Annotated in this window: 9 protein-coding genes; all 9 read left to right on the top strand. The window is 40.4% G+C overall.

Annotated features, from left to right (window positions below):
- A partial coding sequence (locus MR764_RS09950) for an Ig-like domain repeat protein (protein ID WP_247979265.1) occupies positions 1–3,341 on the top strand: 3,341 nt, incomplete at its 5' end.
- Positions 3,342–3,751: 410 nt separating this feature from the next.
- On the top strand, positions 3,752–4,600 hold the full coding sequence (locus MR764_RS09945; protein ID WP_247979264.1) for a hypothetical protein: 849 nt from the start codon (positions 3,752–3,754) through the stop codon (positions 4,598–4,600).
- Positions 4,601–5,409: 809 nt separating this feature from the next.
- A complete protein-coding gene (locus MR764_RS09940) occupies positions 5,410–6,357 on the top strand; it encodes a hypothetical protein (protein ID WP_247979263.1) in 948 nt (315 codons plus the stop codon).
- A gap of 56 nt (positions 6,358–6,413) precedes the next feature.
- The gene (locus MR764_RS09935; RefSeq protein WP_247979262.1) at positions 6,414–7,007 is read left to right on the top strand and encodes a class I SAM-dependent methyltransferase; all 594 of its coding nucleotides are present in this window, start codon (positions 6,414–6,416) and stop codon (positions 7,005–7,007) included.
- Between the two features lie 346 nt (positions 7,008–7,353).
- The gene (rho, locus tag MR764_RS09930; protein WP_247979261.1) at positions 7,354–9,195 is read left to right on the top strand and encodes a transcription termination factor Rho; all 1,842 of its coding nucleotides are present in this window, start codon (positions 7,354–7,356) and stop codon (positions 9,193–9,195) included.
- A gap of 157 nt (positions 9,196–9,352) precedes the next feature.
- Positions 9,353–10,030: a hypothetical protein gene (locus MR764_RS09925; RefSeq protein ID WP_247979260.1), complete on the top strand. Its 678-nt coding sequence runs from the start codon at positions 9,353–9,355 to the stop codon at positions 10,028–10,030.
- Positions 10,031–10,296: 266 nt separating this feature from the next.
- Positions 10,297–10,851, top strand: a complete 555-nt coding sequence (locus MR764_RS09920; protein ID WP_247979259.1) for a sigma-70 family RNA polymerase sigma factor — start codon at positions 10,297–10,299, stop codon at positions 10,849–10,851.
- Between the two features lie 7 nt (positions 10,852–10,858).
- Positions 10,859–11,443, top strand: coding sequence for a hypothetical protein (locus tag MR764_RS09915; RefSeq protein WP_247979258.1), 585 nt, complete (start codon positions 10,859–10,861; stop codon positions 11,441–11,443).
- Positions 11,430–12,473, top strand: a complete 1,044-nt coding sequence (locus tag MR764_RS09910; RefSeq protein WP_247979257.1) for a hypothetical protein — start codon at positions 11,430–11,432, stop codon at positions 12,471–12,473. Before MR764_RS09915 ends, MR764_RS09910 begins: the two co-directional genes overlap by 14 nt.
- Positions 12,474–12,478: the final 5 nt, after the last annotated feature.

Raw genomic sequence — 12,478 nt, 5'->3', positions numbered from 1 at the left:
ATGTNNATACTGCTGACGGAACAGCCACAATCGCAAACAGCGACTATACTGCCGTAACAGGACAAACAATCACTTTTGTCGGTAACGCTTTGGAAACTCAAACTTTCACCGTTACTCCAATAAATGATACAGAGGCAGAGCAAAATGAAACTGTAAATATTTATATGGATAATTTGGTCGGTTTGCCTGTTGATATAACTGACGTTGCTATTCTTACAATAATCGACAATGATGTGAATCTCACTCTCGACAAGCCAATCGAAGATTTTGCCCAGTATTCTGATCAAATAAAATTACAGGCAACATTAACCAATGGCAATGGAGAAGCATTGGCAGGACAGACCATTACGTTCAAAGTTGGAAGCCAGCTATCGGTATCTGCTATAACAGATGCAAATGGAATCGCTGCTACAACTTTAATATTAGACCAGGATCCAACTCTATCTATTAATGAGAAGGTTGTCGCTTCATTTGCAGGTAATACAATTAATGAAATTCCATATGAAAGCAAAGAAGTTGAGAAAGACTTTGATGTTCGACAGGAAGATGCTATTGTAGATTACTCCGGCATCCAGATTGTTGGCGAAGCCAATCTCGATGTAAATGAAACACCAGTTACGTTGCGTGCTACGATTACTGATGATGCAGATGGTTTCCGTGGAGATATCCGGAATGCCAGGGTAATGTTCCTGGTTGACGGATCTGCTGTTTCAGGATGGTTAACGCCTGATTTGCTTTCACCGGCCGATTTAACACAGGGAATTGTAAGTGTTGAGTGGAATGCCCCGGTTCCTACCGCCGGGTACACCGACTACACCGTTGAGGTAAAAGTTGGAACACAGGATATGACACAAGACCCACCTTTAGAGTCTAATGGATATTACAAAGGAGGCGACCAAACGGTTCTTACCGTTTACCGGACCTCGCTTAACGAGTTTATTACGGGTGGCGGACATATCATACCGGTAGATTCAAAAGGTGAGTATGCTTCTGACCCGGGCCGTAAAGTGAACTTTGGATTCAACATTAAATGGAATAAAACCATGAAGAACCTGCAGGGAAGAATGAATATCATCTTCCGTAGGGGCGATCAGGTGTACCAGATTAAAACCACAGCTATGTCAGGTTTGGGTATTAATCCTGATAATCCTTGCGAACACCAGGCTGTTTTCACCAGCAAGGCGAACCTGAGCAATGTTACCAATTCAGCTTATCCGATATCGATATATGGTGGTCTGCAAATGCAGGTAACACTCACCGACAACGGTGAACCGGGTGTAGCTGATATGATTGGCATTACCTTGTATAACGGTTCAGATTTGATCTATTCATCCAGTTGGCCAATCAGTTCAACTGAAGAACTGACACTGGTGGGTGGAAACATCATTGTTCACGACGGATTGATTTGCAATGAATCGGATATTACACATACCGTGATTACTTCCAGTCAGAATCCATCGTATGCAGGAGACGAAGTTACATTCACCGCTACAGTCTATGGTCATGATGTGACACCGCAGGGAATTATTCAATTTATGGTTGATGAAGAACCGGTAATGGAGAATGGGCAACCTAAAATTGAATATCTTGACTCCAAAGGAACTGCTAAACTTTCGTGGACTTTTGTCGAAGATCGCTCTCATGAAGTGACAGCTTATTATACCAGTACCAACGGCTACAAAGACAGTGAAGGCTCATTGACTCAACTTGTACTTGGCTCTTCGCTGGTACTTACTTCAAGCCTGAACCCATCACTTGAAACCGAAGAAGTAACATTCGTGGCAACCGTCGGACCGGATGTTAAGGTTGGCGATCAATTTACGTTCACAATTGAGGGAGTTGAGTGTCCCGTAAATACAACTGATGGAATTGCTGAAAAGAAACATACTTTTGCTCAAGCTGGCGAGTATGAAATAACAGTTCGATACATGGATACTGAAAAATCATTAACACAGGTTGTGAATAGTTTAACAGTAGCGCTTTCTTCCAACAAGAATCCTTCCGGTGTTGGCGAACAAGTTGAGTTTACTGCAAGTACGGCTGCATCGGTAGCAGGTTCGATGATTACCTTTAAAGATGGCAACACCGTATTGGGGACATCCGTAGTTGACGGATCAGGCTTAGCTTCCTTTGCAACTAGTTTCACTCTGGCAGGTACTCACGTCATTACCGCAGTTTATAACAATACCGGATTATCGGCAACCTTAAACCAGGTGGTTGTCAATCCATCGATTGTACTCTCTTCTTCGAAGAATCCATCAACAACTGGAGAAAATGTCACGTTTACCGCCTCAGTTAATGGAGGAATGAATGGTAACAAAGTGAACTTTTTCGTGGAATCGGAAGGAGTGGTTATCGCCAGCGGTGATGAATACCTAAGCGGAGGAATGGTAACGTTTATCCACAATTTCAGCGAAGAAGGGTCATTCCTGGTAACTGCAGTTTATTATGACGATGCAGCAGGTACAAATGTGATGAGCAGCGCTTCGTTAACACAGGTGGTTAAGGACAACATCACGGTTACACTTACCTCATCCAATAATCCGTCATCGGTTGGTGAAAATATAGTCTTTACTGCAATTGTTGCGGGCTCATCAGCACCTCCGTCTGGGACGATCACATTCAGGGATGGAGAATCAATAATGGCGGTCGTAACGGTAAGCGGGAACAAGGCGCAAATTTCAACGAATGACCTCGCTGCGGGTGAACATTTAATCACTGCAACCTATGATTTAACCGGGGCAGATGGATCCGTATCACAAACTGTTGAAAGTGATTTAACTATTACGCTGATTTCTTCGAAAAATCCTGAACAGGTCGGAAAAACAGTGACCTTTATGGCTACTGTTACCGGCTCTGGAATCTCTAACGGTGATCTGATAACTTTCATAATAAACGGATCTGAAAGCACTGGCACTATCGACGAAAATGGTGTTGCTCAGGAAACATACACCTTTAATTCTACTGGTAGTTTTACTGTCGTTGCAATTTATAAAGACGTATCAGTAAGTCTTGTTCAACAAATCAAAAACAAAGTTAAATCTGCCGAGATCTCACACAACAACAATATGGTAGTTGAATCTGCCGAACTAAAAGTTTACCCGAATCCGTTTAGCGAGAAGGTACGTTTCGAATTTATTTCGCCGGTGGCAACACAGGCTAAAGTCGACATTTACGATATAAACGGCCGGATGGTACAAACCATTTACGATGGTAAGGTGGAAGAGAATACTACCTATAATGTGGAATTCAAACCGCAGACTGAGGTAAGTGGCATGTACTTCTATGTGGTGAAACTGGGCGATATGATCTATAACGGCAAACTGGTATACAGACAATAACAGGATATCGTTTATGTTAATAGAATGTGCGGACACATCTAACCGGACAGTTAAACCAGCAGGAATATTCCTGCTGGTTTTTGTTTTTAACACTTAGTCGTAAGTTTCTGCATTTCAGCTAATTCATAGGCCCTCATCTTTTCTCCCAAAATGAAACTTTTAACCGGTTCTTAAAAATCGTGCCAAATATCAGAAAGGCTATAAAACCCTTAAATACCTTTTAATTTCGGTGTTTCCGGTGTTTACCCGAAAGTACCCTATATTCTCTCAAAACCGGACGAATCAACGCTCCAACTGAACAATAAACGAATTATCTTCACCATACCTAAAAGCCTACTATACAAGGCTTAGCAAAACTAATAACGGACGTAAAATTCGTTTTAAAATTATTAACTAAAAAACACGTAAAGATGAAAAGATGGGTTTACATTGCCGTGTTGGCTCTTATTGCAGCCGGCGGTATTTTCTGGAGTTGCCAGAAAGACGAACTAATTGGCTCCGATGAGCTAACACTGAAAAAAGCAAAAGCAACAATTTCTGAGAAAACCGTTGAATGGGAGCCTGAAGTTTGTGCTGGATCTGAACATGAATTTAAAATGTACACGGAGATTGGAACAAACGTTCAAGCTCAACAGTATGTAAATGGAGACTGGATCCAAGTATTTCAAATGAACAAAACTACAGAATCGCCACAGCTTTTTTATTTAACATTTGATTCGGCCGGAAAATATCCGTTACGTTTCAAAGTTGGAAGTGGAGGATATTCTGATCCTGATACAGTTGTTGTTACCAATTGCGATTGTGACGATGCTGGTTTTAGCTATACAACAGAAGATAATCTGGATATTACATTCTCATACAACCACGATGAAGAGGCGGAAGTTACCATCGAGTTTACATTCCCGCAGGTACAGAATCAACCATTGAATGCCGATGGAAAATACGTAGCTCCCGACGAAAAAATCTATTCGGTAAATAATCCTAAAAACCAAACAAATTTCACTTGGACAGGTGTGGTGAGTTGCAAAGCCGACGAACCTACTACGTTTGAATTTGGCTTTGCAGCTGATTGTGGCCCCGATACTGCAAAAGATGGAAAAGCCAACATATGGACTGATGCCAAGATTCTTGCCGTTAACGGAGAAGCAATAATATCGGTTCCGGATGATCCATTAACTGATGAAAATGAAGAAGTAATTGGCTATTCAATCAAAGGATCACTTAATAACATTGTTTATTCAGGTTGTCCCACGAAATAAAACTTTTGTCACGGTACAGGGAATTTAATTCCTGGAATGACAAAATTTAAAAAGAGAACCGGCGATTCAAGTTCCGCAGGTTCTTTTTTTTTGAAAGTCTACCAACGAAAGACAGCTATTTTTCGTCGGGAAGTCTTATAAATCTGTGATCAACGAACTGTTCCGGACGATTTCCCTTCGGTCATTTCATCCCGGCGTTATCCGGGTTAATCACATTCGACGCTTTCAGCGCCATAAAAAGTGAAGTGTTCAAACATTACTGTCCGGTTAACTCTACTTAAGTTTGTAATTCTGCTCAATATCCCGAAGGGATAAAATAAGATTAACCTCGGGTGAAACCCGGGGGTGATATGTAAATAATCAAAGGCGCAATCAATAAGCGATTCAACGCACAATCGCTTTATGCGCCTTGTAATCTAACTACTTTTATGAAATGCTGAGGACAAACCACACTTTCATTCCTGTTGGTGACTCCTGAGAATCATGATTGTTTTATACCCCAGATGAAAAAGCAAGAACGATTTCAACAAGATGTAAATAAACTGCTACCAAGACGTTAAAAACTTTCCATTACGCAGTAATATAAGTCATTGAAAAATAGCTTACCTTGAATGAAAATCGATAATTCGTTGCAGAAGTTTATTGGACCCATTTTCAGGCGCTCCTTACGTTTGGTTTTGTGAGTAAATTGAGAAAAGAACTATGCGCCGGTGATTGCACATCAATTTCTATCCCTCTATTTTATTTTTTTGAGTAAGTCGTTTGCCTTGCCGCATTCGATTTTGAACTATAAATTAAACTGATGCATGATGAAAACAATCTTATTAATTATCACTTTCGTTGTTTCGTTAAGCTTCTTAACGGGCTGTAATTTGGATCATCTGGTGATCCAGCAAACCGATGAACTTACTGCATTGCGAAGCATTTCTGAACCTTCAGGCGTGGAATTAAAAAGTGCAATCGCAGGTGTAGCATCTTTTAGTGAAACAATCAGTATTCAGTTGCTGCACAAAAATGAATTCCCGATTGGCACTATGACACTCGCCAATAGCGGTTCACAACTTGTCATTGAGATATCGGGAAATGATCAGTATGTTATTGAAAAACTGCAACTGTGGGTAGGAAATAAAATGTCTGAAATCCCTGTCAATAAAATTGGTCAGCCTCAACCGGGCAAATTTCCGTATAAATCATCGGGATTGACTGAGTACACTTACCTTATTGATCAGACCGAGCTTGGTGAAAATTACGATTTCAGGAAAGGTGAGCCACTATTTATTTTAGCTCATGCAGAAGCCGTTAACATTCAGTCGGGAGAAAAGAAATCAGCCTGGAGTGCAGGAGAACCACTGAATTCAAGAAACGATGTTACTTATACAGAGTATTATCCCAGCATTCCAACCGGAGGGGGCGGCTGTTTTCCTCACCTCGCTTTTTGCGGACAGGAAGTGAGCGGTGAATTTTACTTCGACAATACACAGGAAGAATCTCAAGACATTATTGCTGATAATGAAGAGATAATCGGCACTGTTTGGTATAACTCAGACCAAATATTCTTTAGCTTTTCACAGGACTGGTCACTCTACGGAGAAAGTCCGGTTGAAAGCATATACGGCTGTAATTCACCCGGAGGCACATTAACCGAATTACCACTTACAACAGTTCATCAAGTGAATGGTAATTTATACATTGATGTGCCATATTTCCTTTATTATGTTATTAATTTAAATGTTCAGTACTGTACCACAACCAATTAAAATTACGATCAACTAAATTGCGAGCTAAATGTTCTAAGTAAAACAATTCAGAAAACATGAGTAATTTTTGGGACGAACGATACAGTTCGGAAGAATATGCATACGGCGAAAAGCCCAATGAGTTTTATCAACAGGAAATATCGAAATTGGCTCCCGGTACAATTTTATTTGCCGCCGAAGGAGAAGGCCGAAACGCAGTTTATGCTGCAACATTAGGCTGGAAGGTAGACGCTTTTGACAGCAGTCGCGAAGCAAAAGAAAAAGCGATACTGCTGGCAAAAAAAAATAATGTTCAAATCAATTATCGTGTTGAAAGTTACGATGAAGTTTTATTTGAGCCCGAAAGTTTTGATTGCATCGTTTTGATTTATGCGCATATGCATCTGAAAGACCGGGAAAGAAATCATAAACTCCTGACGAGCTTTTTAAAACCGGGAGGAACGCTTATTCTGGAAGGCTTTAGGAAAGAGCAAATTAACCTAAATTCGGGTGGCCCCAAAAATGAAGAAATGCTTTTTTCAAAAGAAGAAATGAAGAACGACTTTCGTACTTTTTCCTCTATAACCATCGAAGAAACAGATATAAACTTAAACGAAGGTCCTTTTCATCAAGGCAGGGCATCGGTAATCCGGGTGGTTGGCAAAAAATAGTTGTCAAAAAAAATAATTGGAAACAAGCTGCGTTAAAAAAATAGCAAGGAACAGATCAGCATATTTAAATGAACCTTTTACGGTGTTCAAACGTATAGCATAATACATTAAAATTTATTCAATAAATTACTAGAAGAAAGGTAATTATAAAGGTCCTACTTTACGAAAACACTAAAAAACTTTTGAATTAAGGGGAAAATTGAAAAAAGCGTTATAGAATTTTGTTTTGTAAACAGTAATTCTTTATAATTGCACACGATTTCAGGTGAAATCACTCCCCTCGTATATTGTTCCAATAGTTTTATCAAGACAATTATTAATCGGGAAAACGAATTAAGCACAATCTATGTACGATATTTTAGAATTGAATAACAAGCTTCTGCCTGAGCTGAAGGAGATAGCTAAAGAATTAGACATTAAACGTGTTGAGTCTTTCAAGAAACAAGATTTGATCTACAAAATCCTTGACACTCAAGCGATAATGGAAGCAGACAAGAAAAGCAAACCTGCTCCAAAAGAACAAAAAGGAGGCTTATTGAGTAGCTTTCTTAAAAAATCCCCGGCTCCAGCCGAACCAAGCCAGGAAGACGACCGCAGAGGAAAACGTCCTCGTCAAAGAATAGAAACCGTAAAACGCGAAAAAGTTGGATCGGGCCCTAAAAAGAAAGGGGATCAGAAGAAAACAGAACCGATGAAACAACAAGCCGATTCGGACAATTCTTCGCGTCAGGAACAAATAAAAGCCATTATTAAAGGATTTAATAAAGAAAAAGAATCGGTTGCACCTGCTCAGAAACCGGTAGAACAAGTCGCTCCCGTTAAACATGAGGTTGTAAAATCAGAAGCTCCAAAAGCTGAGCCTCAGGAACAACAACCGAAACCTCAGCAAAAGGAAGAAATACAACAGCCCAAAATGCAACAGGCAACCCCACCTGTTCGAAAAGACAATGAGCAAAGGCAAGAGCCTCCCAGAAACGACAACAGACCCAAGCAGCAAAAGCAGGACAATCAGCAGCCCACCCAGAATCAATATCAGAACAATCGTCAAAAACAAAAGCAATTTGAGTTTGAAGGAATTATAACCAATATTGGGGTTTTGGAAATTTTACAGGATGGTTACGGGTTCCTTCGTTCGTCGGATTATAATTACCTGAATTCGCCGGATGATATTTATGTTTCACAGTCTCAGATCAAATTGTTTGGATTAAAGACCGGTGATACAGTTACAGGTACCGTTCGACCACCCAAAGAAGGTGAAAAATATTTCCCGCTAATCAAAGTACTGGAGATCAACGGCCGCAGTCCGGATTATGTCCGTGACCGTATTCCTTTTGATCACTTAACTCCACTTTTCCCGGATGCTAAATTTCAGCTGACCGGAAACGGGCACGACAACATTTCTACACGTGTGGTTGATATGTTTGCTCCGATTGGGAAAGGACAACGTGGATTGATTGTAGCCCAACCCAAAACCGGTAAAACCGTATTATTAAAAGAAATAGCCAATGCCATTGCAGCCAACCATCCGGAAGTATACATGATCGTTCTGCTGATCGACGAGCGTCCGGAAGAGGTTACTGATATGGCCCGCAGTGTAAATGCCGAAGTCATTTCTTCGACCTTTGATGAGCCGGCAGAGAAACACGTAAAAGTAGCCAACATTGTATTGGAGAAAGCTAAACGATTGGTTGAGTGCGGTCACGATGTAGTTATCCTGCTGGATTCCATTACCCGTTTGGCCCGTGCATACAACACTGTTCAGCCGGCATCAGGTAAAGTATTATCGGGTGGTGTGGATGCCAACGCACTTCACAAACCCAAACGCTTCTTTGGAGCTGCCCGTAACATCGAAGAAGGTGGTTCACTTACCATTTTGGCCACAGCGCTTACCGAAACCGGTTCGAAAATGGACGAAGTGATCTTCGAAGAATTTAAAGGTACCGGTAACATGGAACTTCAGCTCGACCGAAAATTATCGAACAAGCGTATTTTCCCTTCGGTGGATATTCCAAGTTCAAGTACACGCCGCGAAGACCTTTTATTTTCTCCGGATGTTCTCAACAAACTTTGGATTTTGCGCAACTACCTGGGCGATATGAACTCGCTGGAAGCAATGGAATTCATGAAAACACGTTTGATGCGTGCTGCCAGTATGGAAGAATTCCTCGCCTCAATGAACGACGGATAACATTTAAAAATGCAATATGCCAAAAAGCAAGCTCAAAAGGCTTGCTTTTTTTTATGCCTTCATTTTACTCCATTTCAATTTCGAACTTTCTTTTTTTGTACTTTGGTGTTCTTCAATGAATAGAACAATTCGTGTTACACCATAAAACAACCGACCAATGAAAAAGCTAATTATTTTCACACTGTTATTAATTGCTGGAAAAACGTATGCGCAATCAGAATATCAAATCAGTTCACTAATGGATATGATGAAAATCAATAAATCTGCGCATACCATTATTACTGAAGAAGACATTGAAGGCTCTCCGTATTTAAACGACGAATTTATAACCGGAACTGTTTATACCACCAATAAATATCAATTCAAAGACATACCTCTGCGATACAACGTTTTTAACGGCGATGTTGAATTTAAAACTCCCGATAATAAAATTTTAGCCATTGCAGTATCAGAAACCATCGAAAAAGTTGAGTTTGGAGACTATACGTTGGAATACATTCCTTACATAGCCGTAAAAAAAGTAAAAACCGGATATTTGTTGGCCCTATCCAAAGGCAAAATAAGTTTATATGCCAAACCAGAAATTAGCTACAGGAAACCCACCAAAGCCGGGGCTTACAAGGAAGCAGAACCTGCGAAATTTCTGCGCGGAAACGATTCTTTTTACATTAGGATAGACTCGGGAAACGCTCAAAGCGTTGGGAATAAAAAAGACTTAATCGGTGCATTCCCCGACCACCAAGCTCAAATTGAAGACTTTATCAAAAAGAATAAAATAAGACCGGATAAAGCGGATGAACTAAAATTGCTGGTCGAATTTTACAATTCACTATAAAATTAACTCGTATCCGATTACCTCCGTAAGCATTTGTCGGCAGAACAAGGCGACTTAACAAGCATTCAATGGGTCGTACCGGGTTATACTTGATATGAAACAAGTTCAATTCCTGAAGCAAAACGTTATATTTAATGTTTCCCGACAGCTTGTCGCACTGTTTTTCCAACACCTGTTCACCCCAAATATTCAAAATAGAAAAATAATTTCGTAACAGATGCAACATTGCATTTTTGCTTTCGTCATTGAATCAGAAAAACAAGAGTGTGAATACGCTTTATAAAAACATCCATCAGGAACTCATCGACCAGTGCCGCAACGGCGATCAAAAGGCACAGTTCAGGTTGTACAAGCTTTATTACAAAGCCATGTTCAGTGTGAGCCTGCGGATCGTAAACGATGTTGTAGAGGCGGAAGATGTAATGCAGGAAGCTTTTTTAAGCGCATTCAAAAAAATGGATACTTACAAGGGCGAGGTTAGTTTTGGCGCCTGGTTAAAGAAGATTGTTGTAAACCGTTCATTGGACTATTTAAAAAAGAACAAGGTAAAGTTCGAAGAGGTAAACGAACGTACCAACGAAATTGCCGACTATCAGATGCCCACTCATGAAGTGGATGTAAAAGTATTACACGATACGATACAAAGTCTGCCTGACGGCTACCGGGTGGTGCTCAGTTTATTTCTGATCGAAGGCTACGATCACGAGGAAATCAGCCAGATACTGGGCATTTCAAACTCGTCGTCGAGAACCCAGCTGCTGCGGGCAAAAAACAAATTGCGCGATTTACTCAAAGGCAAAGAAGTATTCTCATACAATTAGGAAGGACATGAAGGAAAAAGATTACATAGAAGAATTGATTTTAAAGAACCTGGAGGCGTTGAACGACAACGAACCGATGGATGGGCACTTCGATAGGTTTGAAGCCAGGTTGAATCAACAACACAGCAAATATAAATTTAGCTGGTCGTTGGTATGGAAAGCAGCGGCAGTGGTGGTATTTGCCTTATTAATCACCAACCAGGCTTTTATCTATTTTTCACCCGACCAACAGGGATTTATCTTAAACGCAAGAGATAAATCGGATATAACACTGGCCTCGTTGTCACCGGAATATGAAGAAACCGAGTTCTACTATCAAACGTCAATCCGTTCGGGACTAAACCAATGGGATGAACTAACCCGCGAAGGCTATGTTTCCGAAGAAGAACAAAGGCTGATGCAAAACGAACTCAACGATTTTGAAACACGTTTTAAGAACCTCCAGGAAGATTTAGCCGCCAATCCAAACGACGAAAGAGTTATCAATGCAATGCTTGAATATTACCAGGTAAAATTAAGTGTGATCAACATGATTGTGAACAAATTAGAAGAAGTAAAACAACAAAAAAATACAAGTTATGAAAACCTTTAAGTGGATGACAGTTCTGCTGTTCGCCGGTCTTCTTTCGGCCGGAATTACAGCAAAAGCAGAGGAAAAATCAAAGGAGTACAATAAATCGTGGACCGCTTCGGAAGTTGCCACTCTTCAGATCATCAATAAATTTGGTGAAGTAAAGATCAATAACAACGGAGGAAGCGAGATTACGATTGACGTTAAAGTTACGGTTGAAGCAGCAACTGAAAAAAAGACAAATGAGTTACTCGATTTAATCGATGTTCAATTTCAAAAAAACGGAAAAACCATTAAGGCTGAAACCAAAATTGAAAATGACTTTAAAAGCCAGAAACGCTTTAGTATCGATTATACGGTAAATATCCCATCGGATAAAAACCTGATGATTGAAAATAAATACGGCAACACATCGGTTAACCGGCTCGAAGCCAATGGCGACTTCCAGATTAAATACGGGAACTTTAGTGCCAACGCACTACTTACTCCTGAAGGTGGCAGTTTACATGTTGATCTGGCTTACGGTAATGCCAGTATTGGAGAGGCAACCAACCTCAATGCCCTGGTAGCCTACTCCCCGATGACAATTGAAACATTACATTCATTAAAACTCGAATCGAAATATTCATCCGTTGAACTGGGAGAAGGAAAAGACATACAGATCGAATCGAAATACGACAAGTTCCGCTTCGGAAAACTGGAAAGCGTTACAGCAGTCACTAAATACAGTCAAATCAGTATCGACGAACTTTCAAAAAGTATAAAAATTGAAGCAGGTTATGGCGGCGTAAAACTTGCCACTGTGAGCCCTGATTTTGAATTCATTGATATTACCAACAGCTACGGACAAATATCGCTGGGACTTAACGAGGCCAATTATTCGATCGATGCCAGCTGCGATTACTGTGGAATTTCTTACCCGCAGGAAAGTTTTGAAGGCAACCGCATTCGGGAAAACAATTCTCAAACCCTGAAAGGGAAAGTCGGCTCAGGAGAAGGAGGAAAAGTTTATGTAAGAAGCCGTTACGGAGAAATTAAATTGACAAATTAATAGAA

This window comes from Maribellus sp. YY47 (assembly GCF_023111095.1).
GTDB lineage: Bacteria > Bacteroidota > Bacteroidia > Bacteroidales > Prolixibacteraceae > Draconibacterium.
The sequence above is the reverse complement of the archived record's forward strand: the minus strand, read 5'-3'. Positions and strand labels throughout refer to the sequence as shown.